The following is a 17,235-nucleotide window of genomic DNA, read 5'->3' as shown; positions in this document are numbered from 1 at the left end:
GGCCGCTCAGGCGGTCCTGATCTCTGTCAGAGCGGCGAGTGCGGCAAGGGCTGCGCTCGCCGCTTCGTGTCCCTTGTCCTCCCGTGAGCCCGGCAGCCCGGCCCGGTTGCGAGCCTGCTCGTCGTCATCGCAGGTCAGCAGCCCGAACCCGACCGGTGTGCCGGTCTCGGCCGCCACCTTGGCCAGCCCGTCGGTGGCGGCCCGGCAGACGTAGTCGAAGTGCGGGGTGCCGCCGCGGATGACGACGCCGAGTGCGACGACGGCGTCGAAGCGTTCCGCCGCCGCACGGGCCAGCAGCGGCAGCTCGAAGCTGCCCGGCGCCCGGAAGACGCTGACCTCCATCCCAGTCGTCTCAGCTGCGGCCTCGGCGAGGGCGCGCTGGGCGCCGGCGAGGAGCCCGTCCATCACCTCGGTGTGCCAGGAGGAGGCGACGATCGCCACGCGGGTGCCCGGTGCGGCCTGCGGCTTCATCGTCGGTGCTCCGCTCGATGCCATGATGTGATCCCTTCTCTCAGTGTTCGGTGCGGTGTCCGGTGCAGTGCCCGGTTCAGTTCTGGTGCGGTGTCCGGTTCAGTTCTGGTGGGCGGCTGGGGTGTGCGTGTCGAGCCATGTGCGCAGGTCGGCGATCGAGATGACCGGCAGCCCGAACCGGGTCCCGAAGGCCAGCAGAGCGTCGAGGCGCATGACCTCGCCGGTGTCGTCGACGACCTCGGCGATCGCTGCGACCGGCCGGCAGCCGGCCAGCCGGGCGAGTTCGACTCCGGCCTCGGTGTGCCCGGCGCGCTCGCGGACCCCGCCGGCGGCGGCGATGAGCGGGAACACATGCCCCGCCGGGTCAGCTGCTCCGGGCCCGCCTGCGGGTCGGCCAGCATGCGCAGGGTTGTCGTGCGCTCACCGGCGCTGATGCCGGTGTCCAGGCCGCGGGCATCGCAGCTGACGGTGTAGTTCGTGCCCTTCGGGTCCTCGTTCACCGCGGTCATGGCCGGCAGATCGAGGTGGGCTGCGATCTCAGCGGTCATCGGCGCGCACACCACGCCGGAGGTGTGGCGGACGATGAAGCCCATCCACTCCGGGCTCAGCAGCTCGGCCGGCACGATGAGGTCGCCTTCGTTCTCGCGGTCGGCATCGTCGACGACGATCGTCGGGACACCGCGGCGCAGTCGGCTGATCGCCTCCTCGATCGAGTCGAGCCCGTGTGCCGGGGACGCGTCGGCTGCGGTGGTCTCCCACGGCTTGTCCTGCCACGGCGACGGCGGCGCCTGCACGGGATCGGCACGTCGCACGTGGCGTCCGGCGAGGCTCTGGGCGTACTTGGCCAGCACATCGGTTTCGATGTTGACGAGGTCCCCGACGCTCGCCTGCCCGAACATCGTCGCGGCCAGGGTCGCCGGGATGAGCCCGACTTCGCACCACGGCTGCCCGGCACCTGCCGGGGAGACGGCGGTGATCGTCAGCGAGGTCCCGTCGAGTGCGATCGAACCCTTCTCCACGCACAGCGGGGCGAGCGCGGCTGGCAGCTCGATGCGCATCCGCGTCCACGCCCCGCAGTCCTCGAAGACGCTGATCCGCCCGACCCCGTCGACGTGACCTTGGACGATGTGCCCGTCGAAGCGCCCGCTGGCCGGCATGCAGCGTTCGAGGTTCACCTGCGTGCCCGCCCTCAGCGCACCCAGGCTCGTGCGCGCCAGCGTCTCGCCCATGATGTCGGCGGTGAAGATCCCCGGGCCCGAGGTGCTGGCCGGGTTCTCATCTGCCGGCGCGGCTTCGGCGGAGGTGCGGGTGGCGGTGAGGCAGACGCCGTTGACGGCCAGGGACCCGCCGGCTGGCAGGTCGTCGATGAGGCTGCCGGCCCTGATGCTGATGCGGGCGGTGTCGGTGCCGGGAACGGAGGTGACGGACAGGACGGTGCCGGTGGCTTCGATGATGCCGGTGAACATGTGGTGACTCCTGTGGTCGGTGGTGGATGGGGCTGGCGGTGCCGGGGCCGGGGCGGCGGGTGCCGGTCTCAGGTGCAGGATGGTGTCGGTCCCGCTCGCGGCAGCGGCAGGGGCGGCAAGGTCGTCGGGGATGAAGCGCGGGGCGGCTGCGAGTGTCGGCACCTCAAGGCCGGCGGTGGCGGCGAGCCCGCCGGTGCCGAGCAGCTGCGGGCCGAGGTGGAGGAACAGCTCGTCGACGAGCCCGGCGGTCAGGAAGCCGCTGAGCAGGTGCGCCCCGCCCTCAACGAGCACGTGCTCGACTCCGCGCGCACGCAGCTGCCGCAGCGCGTGCAGCAGGTCGTGGGTGCGCAGGTGGATGGTGCGCGGGTCGGCGGCGAGGTGGCTGGAGGCGTCGAGATCGCGGGTGCCGATGACGACCGGCACCGGCTGCCGGGCCGCAGCGCGGCCGTCGATGCGGGCGGTGAGCCGCGGATTGTCGGCCCGGGCGGTGCCGGTGCCGACGATGACGGCGTCGACCCGGGCGCGCAGCGCGTGCACGCGGGACCGGGTCTCATCGGAGGTGATCCACTGGCTGGTGCCGTCGGCAGCGGCGATCCGCCCGTCGAGGCTCTGGGCGAGCTTCGCCGTCACGAATGGCCGGGCCTCACGCTGCGCGGCCACCCACCGGTGATTGAGCACCGCCGCCTCATCGGCTGCCAGCCCGGCGACCACCTCGCGTCCGGCCGCCCGCAGCACCTCGGCGCCACCGGTGGCGACCGGATTCGGGTCGGCTGCCGCGTAGACGATGCGCGGGATCCCGGCCCTGACGATCGTATGCGCACACGACGGGGTCCGGCCGACATGGGCGCACGGTTCGAGCGTGACGACGAGCGTGGCGGTGCCGAGGTCGATGCCGGCTGCGACGGCGGCTGCCAGGGCTGCCGGTTCGGCGTGCGGGTGCCCAGCACCTGCGTGGTAGCCGGTGACGATCGTCCCGTCGGCGCCGATGACGGCCGCACCGACGAGAGGGGTGGCCCCGCGCTGGCCGCGGCGGGCGGCGGTGAGAGCAGCGGACATGGCCCGGCGTTCACGGGCAGTGATCCCGGCGGCAGGCGCGGCGGGTGCAGATGAGCGGTGCATTCTCCCTCTCCTCCTACCGGGGAGACGGGAGACAGGCGGCAGGCGTCCGCGCAGACACGGGTGCGCCGCTGCCGGTCCAGGCAGACACGGGTGCCCTGGACCGTGTGTTCCTCCCATCCAGACTTTCACTGTCGGTCTCGGAATCGCACCGAGTCAGCCGAACCCCTCCGCCCGTCTGGGCCTCGGCGTTCGGGTCGCGGACTGTCACCGCCGGTACGGAATCTCACCGTCCCCGGAACATCTGCCCACACCGTAGCACGCGTCACAGACACACCGGTCACCGCACCCGAGGCGGTGGGCGCCTCCCGTGCTTTGCCAGCACCGTTGTCCGGCCCGTCTGGCATAGTGAAGACAGGACGCTCACCAGGGAGATCATCACGGTGTCCCTGCTTGCGAAGGAACAGTCATGCACCCGTTCTCCCGCCCCGCGCTCGCCCTCATCGCCGCAGGCGCCGCTCTCACACTGGCCGCCGGATGCACAGCGGCAGATGATGCACCCGGCAGCTCACCTGCGCCCAGCACACCGGAACCGCCGCAGCTGAGCGAGGCGATCACCCTCGACTTCTACGCCAGCCTGCTGGCCGACAACGACACCGACCGGGCGCTGGTCGCCGACGCGATGGGCGGCAGGCTCGTCGCCGTCGGCGCTGATGGCGCTGAACTGTGGAGCCACCAGGCGCAGGTCGATATGGACCGGCCCGACAGCGTGGCCGCCTACTCTCACGGTGAGATCGTCATCGTCGACGACGGGACCGGCCATCTGCGCGCACTCGACTGGGGCGATGGCAGCGAAGCCTGGACCTATACGCCTGCCGATGCCGATCTCGGCTGCACCGAACCGGGTGACTACTACTCGTCCTCCTCCACCGGGACGAGCGCCCTGGGCGAGGATGGGATCATCCTGCTCGAATACGGGATGATCGATGCCGATCGCGGCAGCTGCACCGGTGATGAGCAGAAGGCCATGGTCCTCGGCCTCGATCCGGCCTCCGGCCAGCCGGCGTGGCCGGCCGTGCAGGCGGCCTCCGATGCGCAGCCCATGGGCGGGGCGAACCTGCAGATCACCCCGGACCGCACGCACGCCTACCTGCCGTGGCGCGATGGCGACGGCAGTTTCCTCACCCGCCTCGACCTGCCATCGGGTCAGCATGCCACAGTCGATCTCAGCGCGTACGGGGAGCAGGACCTCGGCTTCGGCATCTACCCGCAGAAGGCACCCGGCACGCTTGTCTACGCCTTCGGCACCGCCGATCCTGACGACCCGTACTCCGGGTCCATCACCCGCACCGCACTGCTGAGGGTGCCGATGGACCTGCCGGAGAGCTCTGGGGTGCTCACTCCGCTCAGCGCTGCCGACGATCCTGACCTCGCCGCGGGAATTGACTTCAGTGAGGAACCGGTCGACTACTGTGCCGCCCGGCCCGTCTCCACCGCCACGGGCACTTTCGTGTGCGCGAGCACCCAGCTGTTCGCCTCCCGGATCCTGGTGCTCGGCTCACTGCTCGACGGCGAGGCCTGGCACACCGACATCTCCGGGGACGCTTTCGAGTTCGGGCTGTTCGACGAGCAGTACGGTCGCCTCCACACACCCGTCGACGGCACCGACGCGCCGCTGGTCATCATGCCCGGTCTCGATGCCGGCGTCCGGGCCGTCAGCGCCACTGACGGATCGACGCTCTGGGAGGCAGGAGAGGACGCCGATCCGTTCGATCCGGTCGAAGGCAGCTACGGATTCGGCGGCAACGGCGCGCTCCCGCAGCTCGGCCTCATCCCAGTGCTGCTCAACGACGCGGTGCACTTCTTCACCCTTGACGGCAAGGAGCACCCCGAGGCCCACGCCGTCGGCCAGTATGCCGAGCCGAGTGCCACCGGCCGCTGGTTCGCAGCAGCCGCCGGTGAGTCCACCACGCTGTGGACCGTCACCGGCGGCTGAACGACGCCGCTGTGCGGCGCCGGTAAAGCCGCGCTGCATCTTACCAGCCGCGTTCGGCCAGGCGGTGCGGGGCCGGCAGGTCGCTGACGTTGAGGCCGACCATCGCCTCACCGAGTCCGCGGGAGACCTCGGCGAGCACCTCGGGATTGTCGTAGTTCGCTGTGGCCTTGACGACGGCTTTGGCCCGTGCCTCCGGGTTGCCGGACTTGAAGATGCCTGAGCCGACGAACACGCCCTCAGCACCGAGCTGCATCATCATCGCCGCATCGGCAGGCGTGGACACGCCCCCGGCGACGAAGGTGACGACCGGCAGGCGGCCGTCGCGGGCGACCGTGCGCACGAGGTCGAACGGCGCCTGCAGCTCCTTGGCCGCAACATAGAGCTCATCTTCGTTCAGCGCAGCCAGGCGGCGGATCTCACCGCTGATCGTGCGGATGTGGCGGGTCGCTTCGGAGACATCGCCGGTGCCGGCCTCACCCTTCGAACGGATCATGTCGGCACCTTCGTTGATGCGGCGCAGCGCCTCTCCGAGGTTGGTGGCCCCGCACACGAACGGCACCTCGAAGGCACGCTTGTCGATGTGGTTGACGTAGTCGGCAGGGGAGAGGACCTCGGATTCGTCGACGTAGTGCACGCCGAGAGACTGCAGGATCTGCGCTTCGACGAAGTGGCCGATGCGCGCCTTGGCCATGACCGGAATCGACACGGCATCGAGGATCCCGGCGATGAGGTCCGGGTCGCTCATCCGGGCGACGCCGCCCTGGGCGCGGATATCGGCGGGCACCCGCTCGAGCGCCATGACCGCCACTGCTCCGGCATCTTCGGCGATGCGGGCCTGATCAGGGGTGACGACGTCCATGATGACGCCGCCGGCCAGTGAGCGTGCGAGCTCAGAGCTCAGCTGGGCGCCGGTGGCGCGCTGCTGCGCGGCGCCGTCGGCAGTCCCGGCAGTGTGCGTGTCCGCAGCGGCGTTGGCGGTGGTGTCGGTCAGTGTGGCAGTCATGCAGTCTCCTGGGTTGTGGCGGGTGCCGGACACCCGCTGGTGGTGAGCCGGACGTCCAGGCGCCCGACGGGGTATTCGTGAGCCTAGCGAGCATTGGACTGCAGATATGGTCCAGATCCAGGGGTATTCTGTAGTCCAGTTGCGCGCGGTTCCGGATGGCCGCGAGACCAGAGACCAGGTGGGGGAGGGGTGCTCATGGCGCACGACGCGGATCTCACGGTTCGGCTCGACCGCAGCTCGCGCATCGGTCTGCCGCTGCAGATCGTCGCCGGCATCCGGGCCGAGATCGTCACCGGCCGTCTGCGCCCGGGCGACAGTCTGCCCTCCAGCCGGGTGCTCGCCGCGCAGCTCGGTGTCGCCCGCGGCACCGTGCAGACGGCGTATGAGCATCTCATCGCCGAGGGGCAGCTCGTGACTGCCGCCCGTTCGGGCACACGCGTCAACCCGGCATTGCAGACGGCGCGGACTGGTCGCGCTTCGGCCGCGCGCCGCTCGGGGTCACGGGCCGTGACGGGCCGAGCGATGCCCTCCCACCACTCCACTGACATCGCGGCGGAGGTGCGCATCGATGCCCGGGGTGTGAGCGTGCGCCCCGACCCGCGCGATGAGCCCGATTTCCGGGCTGCCTGGCGCCGCGGACTCGACACCCGCGACGTCAGCGATGACGGCTGCGGCACCCAGACGGTGCGCCAGGCGATCGCCGGGCACCTGCGGCTGGTGCGCGGCATGCAGGTCGAGCCCGCCGACATCGTGCTGACCGCCGGCGCCCGCGACGGGTTGCGCACCGTCCTCAACGTCCTCGCTCCCGCAGCGCTCGGAGTCGAGAGCCCGGGCTTTCCCGGTCTGCGCCGGGCACTGGCGAACACCGCCACCGTCGATGTGCCCGTCGACACCGACGGCATCGACCCCGCTGCGACCCCGGTGCAGCTGCGCGCCCTGCTGCTGACGCCCAATCACCTGCATCCGCATGGAGATTCGATGAGCGCGACCCGGCGCGTGCAGCTGCTGCGCTGGGCCGAATCGTGCGGCGGCCACCTGATCGAAGACGACTACGACACCGAAGCCCGCTACGCCGGCAGCCTGCCGCCGACTCTCGCCGACCTCGACAGCAGCGGCCGGGTGCTGCACCTCGGATCCTTCGCCACCCTGCTCGGCACGCGCCTGGGCATCGGCTACATCATCGCCACCGGCCCGCTCAGCGCTGGGATCGCCGCCCACCGCCGGATGCTCGGTCCTGCGGCCTCACCGCTCATCCAGGCAGCGCTCGCCGACTACCTGGACTCCGGCGGGCTGCGCAGGCGGATGCTGCGGATGCGCAAGCGGCTGGCAGCCGCCGCCGAGGCGGTCGATGCCGCAGGCCTGCCGGTGACCCAGGTGCGCGGGCGGGTGATCCTCGAGCGGCCGGCCGGGGATGCGCGGCGTTTGCGGCGCGCCCTCGCTGAGCGTGGCATCCTCGTCGACGACCTGGCCGGCAAATGGACCGGCGGGCAGCAGACCGGCATCGAGATCGCGTTGAGCTCGCTCACCAGCCCGGAGCTGACTGCTGTCCTGGCGGCTCTGCGCGCCGAGCTCAGCCAAGGCTGATGACACTCAGCAGCGGTCGCCGGGCATCACTGCAAGCGGATCCCGTTCGGCGGCCGGCAGGCTGAGATCCGGCTGCGCCAGCGCCCGCGCCAGGGCGGCCCGCGGTGTCAGCGGCTGATGGGCAGGCGCCCCTGCGAACAGCTCGCTGCGCCAGCTGTCACCGGAGGAGACCATGTCCTCCTGGAGCGATTCGATGAGCGCTTCGACTGTCGATCCCGGCAGATCCGTCAGCACTGCTGCAGCCTTCGCCACGAGCGGCTCCGGCAGCGGTCCGCCGGGCAGCTGCGGGCGGATGAGCCCGCTGAGCTCGGTGAGCAGATCGATGAGCTCGGGGTACGACATCACCGTCCCGCCGCCGATCGAGAACTGCCCGGTCGGCAGATCGACCCGCAGCGCCGCCTCGATCGCGGCGGCCACATCGGTGATGGCGATCGGCTCGACGAGGTGGCGCATCCACGACGGCACCACTATGACCGGCAGCCGGGTCACCAGCTGCCGGACGAGTGCCAGGCTCGTCGAGCCCGCCCCGATGATCATCGCCGCACGCAGCGTGATGACCGTGGCGCTGGCCCGGGAGAGCTCCTGTTCGACCTCGAGCCGCGAGATCAGATGCTCGGACAGGCGCTCCTCGCCGACAGCCGGGATGATCCCCGAGAGGTAGACGATTCGGTTGATGCCTGCAGCATCGGCTGCCCGGCGCACGCGCTGAGCTGACTGCCGGTCAACTGTGCGGAAGTCAGACCCGCCCATCCCGTGGACGAGGTAGACGATGGCATCGGCAGCGCTGTGAGCCACCGCCGCAGACACGGATGCGTCATCGGTGACGTCGAGTCGGGCGGCGGTGACGCGGTCTGCCCACCAGAACGCCCTGAGCTTCTCCGGTGAGCGGGCAGCGGCAATGACGGTGTGCCCGGCACCGAGCAGGACGGGGATCGTACGCGAGGCGACGTATCCGGTGGCGCCGATGAGCAGAACTCGCATTGCAGTCATCTCCTAGACTGGTGCCATGACGTCGCAGCTGGTGCTCACCTCACGTGCTGCTGTCTGGGCTCCTGCGGCCGTCACCATTGTCCTCGGCGCTCTCATCCTGCGCAAGGCCTTCGGCCTCGGCACATCTGCCGGCACCGCGGCACTGCCGCTGTGGAGCCTTGCCCTCGCCGCGGTGTGGACACTCGGTGGGATCGCCCTCCTGCTGCTCACGCGAGCGCATGTCACACGTCACCGCTCCGCTGATCCGGCGCCCGGCCCGCCGGCGCACCGTACTGCCGCCTCGGCCGGGTGGCGGGCGCTGGCTATCGGTGCGGTGCTGGCGGGTGTGTCGCTCCTCGGTGGCTGGATCCTCAGCCTCATCCCGGTGACCGCGCCATGGATCACCGCCGCCCTCGTGACCGCCGGGAGCTCGGCGGCCGGGCTGACGCTGGCGGCGGCTGTCGTCACGGGGCTGTCGGAAGAGGTGTTCTTCCGCCTCGGCCTGGCCGACCTGTTCCGCGGCCACGCCCGCTGGATCGCCCCGACCGTCATCTACACGCTCGTCACCTGCGCAACGCTCAACCCCGGCCTCATCGCCGCCGCCCCCGTCGTCGGACTCGCCGCAGCCTGGGCCCGCGAATCGACTGGCCGCTGGTTCGCTCCGCTCATCGTCCATGGCCTGTGGTCGATCGCCATGGTCGGGATCTTCCCGCTCGCAGCCCCCGTGCCGGGAGGCATCTGATGGTCGCCTGGATCGCCCCACCACCGGCCGCGCCGCGGCGTCCCGGCGCCGAGGCGGGTCGCGCCGAGGTGGGCAGCGTGAGCGCGGGGAGCCGCATATGAGCACGCCGGAGCGGACCGCAGACGGCCGCTGGATCATCGTCAGGGGTAGGCGCTGGCGAGCCCAGGATCCTGTGCTGCCCAAGGCGCTCACCGCCCCGCTGCTGAGTGCCCTCGGCACTGCCCGCTCGCAGCTCTCCCGCTCTCGCCAGCTGAACGACGAGCAGACTGCAGCGCTGCGGAAGCGCGTCACCTGGGCCAAATAGGGCCTCGGTGAGCGCGGCACCCCGTGGTGGGAGCTGACCGAGGATGAGCGGCTCGCCCGCGCACGCGACCGGCTGCAACGACTGACACGCCGGGATGGCGCGGAGCGCGACGGGGGTCGCTGAAAGAATTCTGCCTGCCTGCGGAATAATCTCCCTTCCCGCAAAGTTGAGTCTGGTGTACGCAACTTTCATGATGCTGGGTTTGACAGTCAGATTCAGCGTGACCAGACTTGAGTCAGATGCGCTCAATGCCGGCGCCAGCCGGGTTGGGCCTGACTCAGAAGACAAGGAGAAACACTATGGCTCGTGCAGTAGGAATCGACCTCGGCACCACCAACTCGGTTGTGGCCGTGCTTGAAGGCGGCGACCCCAAGGTCATCGCCAACGCAGAAGGCGGCCGCACCACCCCCTCGGTCGTGGCCGTGAGCAAGAACGGCGACTCCCTCGTCGGTGAGATCGCCAAGCGCCAGGCTGTGCTCAACGTCAAGAACACCGTCGCCTCGGTCAAGCGCCACATGGGCAGCGACTGGACCACCGAACTCGGCGGCAAGACACTCACTGCACCGGAGATCTCTGCCCGCATCCTGCAGAAGCTCAAGCACGATGCTGAGGAGTACCTGCAGGAAGAGGTCACCGACGCCGTCATCACCGTCCCGGCCTACTTCAACGACTCGCAGCGCCAGGCCACCAAGGACGCCGGCAAGATCGCAGGCCTCAACGTCCTGCGCATCATCAACGAGCCCACTGCCGCCGCACTGGCCTACGGCCTCGAGCGCGGCAAGGAGGACGAGCTCATCCTCGTCTTCGACCTCGGCGGCGGCACTTTCGACGTGTCCCTGCTCGAAGTCGGCAAGGATGACGATGACTTCTCGACCATCCAGGTCCGTGCGACCTCCGGCGACAACGAGCTCGGCGGCGACGACTGGGATCAGAAGATCGTCGACTGGCTCGTCAGCCAGGTCAAGAACGGCTACGGCGTCGACCTGACCAAGGACGCCGCCGCTGTCCAGCGCCTCAAGGAGGCCGCGGAGCAGGCGAAGAAGGAACTGTCCTCGGCGACCAGCACGAACATCTCTCTGCAGTACCTGTCGATGAGCGACAACGGGCCCGTCCACCTGGATGAGACCCTCACCCGCGCGAAGTTCGAGGATCTCACCAAGGACCTCCTCGAGCGCACGAAGGCCCCGTTCAAGGCCGTCATCGCCGATGCCGGCATCTCGGTCGACGAGATCGACCACGTCGTGCTCGTCGGCGGTTCGACCCGCATGCCGGCCGTGGCCGAGGTCGTCAAGGAGCTCACCGGCGGCAAGGAGCCGAACAAGGGCGTCAACCCCGATGAGGTCGTGGCGATCGGCGCCGCCGTGCAGGCCGGTGTCCTCAAGGGTGAGCGCAAGGACGTGCTGCTCATCGACGTCACCCCGCTGTCTCTCGGACTGGAGACCAAGGGCGGTGTGATGACGAAGCTCATCGAGCGCAACACCCCGATCCCGACGAAGAAGTCCGAGACCTTCACCACGGCTGAGGACAACCAGCCGTCTGTGTCGATCCAGGTCTTCCAGGGCGAGCGCGAGTTCACCCGGGACAACAAGCCGCTGGGCACCTTCGAGCTCACCGGCATCGCCCCGGCGCCACGCGGCATGCCGCAGATCGAGGTGTCCTTCGATATCGACGCCAACGGCATCGTGCACGTGTCCGCCAAGGACAAGGGCACCGGTCAGGAGCAGTCGATGACGATCACCGGCGGCTCGGCGATCCCGCAGGAGGACATCGACCGGATGGTCCGCGAGGCCGAAGAGCACGCCGATGAGGACAAGAAGCGCCGCGAGGCCGCTGACACCCGCAATATGGCTGAGAACCTCGCCTACCAGACCGAGAAGCTCATCACCGACAACGACGACAAGCTGCCCGAGGATGTCAAGACCGAGGTGCAGGGCGATGTCGACGCGGTGAAGGAAGCGCTCAAGGGCGAGGACGACGAGGCGGTCAAGACCGCCGTCGAGAAGCTCAGCCAGTCTCAGACGAAGATCGGCGAGGCACTGTACCAGCAGGGCGGCGCCGAGGGCGGCGCTGAGGGTGCTGCCGGAGCCGAGGGAACCGCAGACGCCGGTTCCGATGCGACTGAGGATGACGTCGTCGACGCCGAAGTGGTCGACGAAGACGAGGAGAAGAAGTGATGTCCGCCGAGAATCCTGAACAGGGCTTCTCGTTCACCGACAAGCGTCGGGTGGATCCGGAGACCGGCCAGGTGCGCCAGCCCCAGGCCGGCTCCGGGGACACCGGAGCCGCTGAGCCGAGCGAGGCTCAGGAGCAGGCGCAGGCCGCAGCAGCCGGGGGCCGCCTCGACAGCGACGGCCCGGAGGTCGCCACCGGCGGCGAACCAGCCGCCGAGACCGAACCGGCAGCCGAGCAGGCCGAGGCTGCCGCGCAGTCTGAGGGAGCCGAGCAGGCTCAGGGAACCGCGCAGGCCGAGGCGCCCACTGCCTCGGGCGCGGAGACCGGCGAAGGCGCGCTCGATCCTGAGAACGTCAGCCCGGCCAACGACACGGAGGCCGAGCTGCTCGATCACCTCAAGCGGATCAACGCCGAATACGCCGCCTACCGGATGCGCTCCCAGCGGGAGCAGGACCGCGCGAAGGAAGCCGGTGTCGCCAGCGTCGTCGAGGCGCTCTTCCCGGTGCTCGACGAGGTCCGCCTGGCGCGTGAGAACGGCGACGTCGAGGGCCCCTTCGACACGCACGTGACGAAGCTCTTCGACACGCTGGCCAAGCTCGGCGTCACACAGTACGGCGAGGTCGGTGAGGAGTTCGACGCCAACATCCACGAAGCGCTCATGCAGCAGCCCAGCGACGAGGTCGAGACACCCACGGTGTTCCTCGTCATGCAGCCGGGCTACATGCTCGGCGAGCGGGTGCTGCGCGCCGCCCGCGTCGGCGTGCAGGCCCCGGCAGACTGATCTGCACAGCCGGCACCCGGCATGAGCCGACCGCGGCGTGAGCTGCGGATTCCGTTCCCGAGGCGGCCATCGCCTCGGGCACGGACCGGATGGGCAGGCAGACGGCCTGCGCATGCGGTGCGTGAGGAACGACAGACCGGCAGCCGCGGCTGCCGCACAGCAGACAGGGACAGACATCCAGACACACACGACAGACGATGACGGCGCGAGCCGGAAAGGAGGTGCCAGGTGAATTCCGGACCTCAGAACGAATGGTTCGACACGGACTACTACCAGATCCTCGGCGTCTCCAAGGACGCCTCGCAGTCCGAGATCAAGAAGGCCTACCGGAAGCTGGCCCGGAAGTACCATCCGGACACCAACCCCGGTGACAAGGCCGCAGAGGAGAAGTTCAAGCAGATCGGGCAGGCCAACCAGGTGCTGTCTGACAAGGAGACCCGCGAGCAGTACGACCAGGTGCGGGCGATGGGCCGCGGCGGTGCCCGGTTCTCCGCCGGTGCCGGCGGACCCGGCGGTGCCGGCGGTGCCGGCGGGTTCGAGGACATCTTCTCCGGCCTGTTCAATACCGGAGGCGGCGGCACCCGCACCCGCTACACGACCCGCAGCCCCGGTGGCGGGCCGGCTGGCTCGGCTGGCGGGGACATCCCGCCGGAGTTCGCTGATCTGTTCGGCGGATTCGGCGGCTCCTACGGCGGCAGCCCCTATGACAGCCCCTACGGCGGTGGGTTCTCCACCGGCCCGCTCAAGGGCGGAGACATCAAGGCCAGCACGAAGCTGTCCTTCACTGAAGCCGCCAAGGGCGCAACAGTCAAACTGTCGATGCCCGGGGGCAAGCCGCTGACCGTGCGCACCCCGGCCGGCGTCAAAGACGGGCAGAAGATCCGCCTGCGCGGCAAAGGCAAGGCCAGCCCCAACGGCGGCGAACCCGGTGATGTCATCCTCACCGTGCAGGTCGAACCCCACCCGGTGTTCACCCGCGACGGCGCGAACCTGCGGATGACGCTGCCGGTGACCTTCGACGAGGCCGCCCTCGGCGCCGAGGTCGAGGTCCCGACACTCGGTGGGATGCCGGTGCGGGTGAAGATCCCGGCCGGCACACCGTCAGGCCGCACCCTGCGGGTGCGCGGCAAGGGCATCGAGACGAAGAAGCTCACCGGTGACCTGCTGGTGACCGTCGAGATCGCCGTTCCGAAGAACCTGACGCCCAAGGCCAAGGAAGCGGTCGAGGCCTTCCGTGAGGCCACCAGCGGTGAAAATCCGCGATCCGGGCTGCTCGACCGGGCCCGGGAGAGATGAGCGGGGTGAGCGACGATGACCATCGGAGCGACAGCCGCCGTCTACGTCATCTCCGTCGCCGCTGAACTGGCGGGCATGCACCCGCAGACGCTGCGGCAGTACGACAGGATGGGACTGGTGGTGCCCAAGCGCACCGCCGGTGCCGGGCGGCGCTACTCACCGCGCGACATCGAGCGGCTGCGGCTGATCCAGAAGCTGAGCAAGGAAGACGGCATCAATCTCGCTGGCATCAAGGAGATCCTCGCCCTGCGCCGCGACCTCGACGAAGCCCGCGACGCCGCCACCCAGGCGCATGCTGTCGTCCACGAACTGCGCCAGCAGGTCGAAGGACTGCGGCAGCGCGTGCAGGCCGAATCCCGGGTCTTCGCCGCCGGGCAGAGCGGCGACATCGTCTCCGTCATGCACGGCAGGCGCCCGCGGGTGCGCATCGCCGGGGCTCTTCCCTCAGCAGCCGGCGCCCGGCCCGGCGGCAGTGAGGCCGATCGCGCCTCCCGCGACATCCTCCTCTTCCGCCGCCGGTGACGCGGCAGCCTGCGAGGCGATCTTTCGCACCTGACCATGCGAAGCGGCGCCCAGCTCAGCAGCTGGGCGCCGCTTACGCTGTCCCGGTGGTGCGGCCCCGCTGCCCAGGTCGTACCGCCCGGACTTGATCGCCTCAGATGAGGGTGTCGTGAAACAGTGGTGCCAACGCGAACCACTTGAGCAGCACGACAGTCGGCCCGTGTCGAACCGGGGCGTCGGTCATGCCCGCTGTGCTCGCTTCCGGCCGACGATCCACAGGATGATGCCGAGAATCGTCAATCCCACGCCGAGCAGGCCGCCGAACACAGCGATGAGAATGCCGCCGACGGTGGAGAAGATCCCGCCGACCGACAGGGGTGGGGCGATGATGACATCGGGTTGGTTGCACGTGATCGAGTAGGTGCCCGCTTCCCGGACCGAGAACCCGTCGATCGACTCATAGGTCCTGCCGTCGAAGGAGTAGGACGACGTCTGATTCGTTCCCTTGCCCACCGGAGTGGGCCCTGTGATCGTGCAGCTGGTGAAGCCGGAGTCCTCCGGCGCGTAGACCTGCCACTCAGACTCCGCCTCGAAGAACTGGCTCGTAGTGCCGTTGACGCGGATCGCCTCATCGGAGAACCCTGACAGGGACGAAACGCCGGCGATCGTCATGATGATGCCGCCGATGATGGTGAGTGCGAGGATGCCGGCACCGATGAATGTCAGGATCTTGCCGATCAGCGTCATCTTCGACTTCGGCTTCGGGGCACCAGCCCCGGTGGCATACGGATCTTGGCCGCCGTACTGCGGCGCCTGGCCGGGATACTGGGGCGGCTGCTGGCCCGGTTGAGGTGCCTGGCTGCCGTACTGCGGTGCCGGCGGCTGGCCACCCGGCGGCTGCTGACCTCCCGGAGGCGGCCCGCCTGCTGGCGAGCCGTTCGGCGGGGGCGGCTGGGGTGGGTAGCTCATGACGCTCGTCCTCTTCCTCGTCGTTGTCGGTGCTAGATCCAGGGCGGCGGTTGGGGGAGGTCCTGCGGAGTCGCCGTTCCCGAGGCGCCCTTGTCGTTGTCCTCGAGCCCGGAGTTCGGCCAGCCGCGCCCGGTGAGATAGGAGACGATCTCGGCTGCCTCGCCGGTCACCTCGATCGGCTCAGCTGGACGCCTGTCTTTCGGCCCGGCGACGACCGTGCGCGGGGAGTCGTCGCGGTCGGTGATGTTGAGCGTGAAGTTGACCGGTTCGTCGCGGGCGATCCACGTGTCGGTGATCTCATCGAGCAGTGCGTTGACCATCGCAGCCGGGAAGTCGAGGGTCGTCATCCCGATGTTGAGGTCCAGGGAATGCATCCAGGCCTCCCGCGCCCGCGACCACGGGATCTGCGCGGCCTGGATGTCCTCGCCCCGCCCGTTGACGACCGTTGCGTTCCAGGCCTCATCGTCCATGTCGTCGAACTCGTCGCTGAGCTCGTCGACGACCTCATGGGCCATCGTCATGACATCACCGTTGGAGATGAGGGCGACAGTCGAGTCGATCTCCTCATCGCGGGCCTGCCGCGAGGGGTACATCCGGTTCTCCTCGCCGGTGCGGGCCCATTCGAGCAGCCGCATGAACGCCTCTGCGTTGTGGATGACGTGTGCCGCAACGTGCTTGCGGGTCCAGCCGGGCAGCAATGAGGGCTGGTCGAGATCGGCGCGGGAGAGCTGGTCGAGTGCCTGCAGGAAGAACTGCTCGCCGAGGAGTCGCAGGTCGAGGTCGCGTTGAAGCTGATCTGCATCGATTGCCATGTCCTCAGCTTAACGTCCCACCTCGGAGCGTGCCTGCCTGAACCCGAGCCCTCACACAAGTCCCAGCCACTTCCAGTACGTCGCCGAGAGAAGCAGCACGAACAGGTAGCCGGCGATGGTGAGCGGGATGCCGGTCTTGAGGAACTGCTTGGCAGTGAACGCGCCGGTGCCGTAGGCGAGCATGTTCTGCGGTGCCGAGATCGGCAGCAGGAAGCCGAAGCTGATGACGAACTGCTGGATGATGACGAAGCCGAATCCGCCCTGCGCGGCACCCGGCAGGCTCATCGCGAGAGCGATGTAGACCGGGATGAGGGCCGAGGCCAGCGAGGTCGCCGAGGCGAAGCCGAGGTGGATGAGGATGGTGAACACCGACACGACAGCGATGATCGCCAGCATCGGCATCTCCGACAGGCCGACCGCCCCGAAGGTCTTCGACGACAGCCACGCGGCCGCACCGGTCTTGAGCAGCAGGGAGCCGAGTGAGATGCCGACGGCGAAGACGACGAGTGTGCCCCAGTTGATGAGCTTCTCGACGGCCTTCCATGAGAACACGCCGATCTTCGGGGTGAGCATCACCGCGATCGCGACGATCGTCACCGTCGAGGAGTCGAACGGGTGCAGCACCTCCTCAGTCGACCACAGGATCAGCAGCAGCACGGCGATGATGATGAGGCGGATCTCGCGGGCGGAGATCGGGCCGAGCTCGGAGAGGTTCTGCCGGATCATCTCGCGGCCGCCGTCGATCGTGTCGGCCTCGGGCTTGATCGCCCAGCGCATGACGAAGTACAGGGTGATGGACATGAGCACCGACCATGGGGCTGCCCACAGGAACCACGAACCCCAGGCGACGTCGACGCCCATCTCCGAGGAGATGAAACCGGTGGCCACGAAGTTCTGCGCGGCAGCCGTCTTGATCCCGACGTTCCAGATCGAGACCGCCTGCGCGGCGGCGATGACGAGGAGTGCGCCGAGCTTCGAGTTGTTGGCTAGGTGTACTTCCTCGGGAGGTTGTGATCGGGATTTGAGGTGAAAGAAGACCTCCGATATCGAAGTGGGTAACCACACTCACTCGAACCGGAGGTCTTCCATGACTCACCGTAATGCACCGATGAC

The 17,235-nt window shown here is 69.1% G+C and carries 15 protein-coding genes and 1 riboswitch; of the genes, 8 read left to right on the top strand and 7 right to left on the bottom strand.

Features of this window, described 5'->3' with window-relative positions:
* Positions 1-6 precede the first annotated feature (6 nt).
* On the bottom strand, positions 7-495 hold the full coding sequence (gene ribH, locus HLA91_RS11655) for a 6,7-dimethyl-8-ribityllumazine synthase (protein ID WP_170274813.1): 489 nt from the start codon (positions 493-495) through the stop codon (positions 7-9).
* On the bottom strand, positions 468-3,056 hold the full coding sequence (gene ribD / locus HLA91_RS13930) for a bifunctional diaminohydroxyphosphoribosylaminopyrimidine deaminase/5-amino-6-(5-phosphoribosylamino)uracil reductase RibD (RefSeq protein WP_425545967.1): 2,589 nt from the start codon (positions 3,054-3,056) through the stop codon (positions 468-470). The genes ribH and ribD overlap by 28 nt, the downstream gene beginning before the upstream one ends.
* Positions 3,057-3,157: 101 nt before the next feature.
* A riboswitch (FMN riboswitch) is annotated at positions 3,158-3,300 on the bottom strand.
* 162 nt (positions 3,301-3,462) lie between these two features.
* Here ribD and HLA91_RS11640 point away from each other — a divergent pair.
* Positions 3,463-4,989 (top strand): outer membrane protein assembly factor BamB family protein, encoded by a 1,527-nt coding sequence (locus HLA91_RS11640; protein WP_170274812.1) that lies wholly within the window; start codon positions 3,463-3,465, stop codon positions 4,987-4,989.
* 40 nt (positions 4,990-5,029) lie between these two features.
* Here the strand turns inward: HLA91_RS11640 and pdxS are convergent, their stop codons facing one another.
* The gene (gene pdxS / locus HLA91_RS11635) at positions 5,030-5,992 is read right to left on the bottom strand and encodes a pyridoxal 5'-phosphate synthase lyase subunit PdxS (protein WP_170274811.1); all 963 of its coding nucleotides are present in this window, start codon (positions 5,990-5,992) and stop codon (positions 5,030-5,032) included.
* A 195-nt stretch (positions 5,993-6,187) separates the two neighbouring features.
* On the opposite strand from pdxS, the gene HLA91_RS11630 reads away from it, so the two are divergent.
* Complete coding sequence (locus HLA91_RS11630; protein WP_170274810.1) at positions 6,188-7,576, top strand: aminotransferase-like domain-containing protein; 1,389 nt, start codon at positions 6,188-6,190, stop codon at positions 7,574-7,576.
* A 6-nt stretch (positions 7,577-7,582) separates the two neighbouring features.
* Here the strand turns inward: HLA91_RS11630 and HLA91_RS11625 are convergent, their stop codons facing one another.
* Positions 7,583-8,557: an NAD(P)H-binding protein gene (locus HLA91_RS11625; RefSeq protein WP_170274809.1), complete on the bottom strand. Its 975-nt coding sequence runs from the start codon at positions 8,555-8,557 to the stop codon at positions 7,583-7,585.
* 25 nt (positions 8,558-8,582) lie between these two features.
* On the opposite strand from HLA91_RS11625, the gene HLA91_RS11620 reads away from it, so the two are divergent.
* The 6 genes from HLA91_RS11620 (at position 8,583) to HLA91_RS11595 (ending at position 14,362) form a co-directional block, all read left to right on the top strand.
* Complete coding sequence (locus HLA91_RS11620; RefSeq protein ID WP_170274808.1) at positions 8,583-9,287, top strand: CPBP family glutamic-type intramembrane protease; 705 nt, start codon at positions 8,583-8,585, stop codon at positions 9,285-9,287.
* 97 nt (positions 9,288-9,384) lie between these two features.
* Positions 9,385-9,591: a hypothetical protein gene (locus HLA91_RS13925; RefSeq protein ID WP_239557116.1), complete on the top strand. Its 207-nt coding sequence runs from the start codon at positions 9,385-9,387 to the stop codon at positions 9,589-9,591.
* A 299-nt stretch (positions 9,592-9,890) separates the two neighbouring features.
* Positions 9,891-11,765 (top strand): molecular chaperone DnaK, encoded by a 1,875-nt coding sequence (gene dnaK, locus HLA91_RS11610; RefSeq protein WP_170274807.1) that lies wholly within the window; start codon positions 9,891-9,893, stop codon positions 11,763-11,765.
* Positions 11,765-12,544 carry a nucleotide exchange factor GrpE gene (locus tag HLA91_RS11605; protein ID WP_170274806.1) on the top strand — a complete coding sequence of 260 codons (780 nt, stop codon included), beginning with the start codon at positions 11,765-11,767 and terminating at the stop codon, positions 12,542-12,544. Before dnaK ends, HLA91_RS11605 begins: the two co-directional genes overlap by 1 nt.
* Positions 12,545-12,772: 228 nt before the next feature.
* Positions 12,773-13,840: a DnaJ C-terminal domain-containing protein gene (locus HLA91_RS11600; protein ID WP_170274805.1), complete on the top strand. Its 1,068-nt coding sequence runs from the start codon at positions 12,773-12,775 to the stop codon at positions 13,838-13,840.
* Between the two features lie 15 nt (positions 13,841-13,855).
* The gene (locus tag HLA91_RS11595) at positions 13,856-14,362 is read left to right on the top strand and encodes a heat shock protein transcriptional repressor HspR (protein ID WP_170274804.1); all 507 of its coding nucleotides are present in this window, start codon (positions 13,856-13,858) and stop codon (positions 14,360-14,362) included.
* Between the two features lie 219 nt (positions 14,363-14,581).
* Here HLA91_RS11595 and HLA91_RS11590 read toward each other — a convergent pair whose 3' ends face one another.
* From HLA91_RS11590 to HLA91_RS11580, 3 genes are read right to left on the bottom strand one after another with little or no spacing between them, the layout of a single operon-like run.
* The gene (locus HLA91_RS11590) at positions 14,582-15,310 is read right to left on the bottom strand and encodes a hypothetical protein (protein ID WP_170274803.1); all 729 of its coding nucleotides are present in this window, start codon (positions 15,308-15,310) and stop codon (positions 14,582-14,584) included.
* Between the two features lie 32 nt (positions 15,311-15,342).
* Entirely contained in the window at positions 15,343-16,122 is a 780-nt protein-coding gene (locus tag HLA91_RS11585) for a maleylpyruvate isomerase family mycothiol-dependent enzyme (RefSeq protein WP_170274802.1), read from the bottom strand.
* A 51-nt stretch (positions 16,123-16,173) separates the two neighbouring features.
* Positions 16,174-17,187, bottom strand: a complete 1,014-nt coding sequence (locus tag HLA91_RS11580; protein WP_170274801.1) for an SLC13 family permease — start codon at positions 17,185-17,187, stop codon at positions 16,174-16,176.
* Between the last annotated feature and the right edge of the window lie 48 nt (positions 17,188-17,235).

Origin of the sequence: Brevibacterium luteolum, from assembly GCF_013004595.1 — a bacterium.
GTDB lineage: Bacteria > Actinomycetota > Actinomycetes > Actinomycetales > Brevibacteriaceae > Brevibacterium > Brevibacterium luteolum.
The sequence above is the reverse complement of the archived record's forward strand: the minus strand, read 5'-3'. Positions and strand labels throughout refer to the sequence as shown.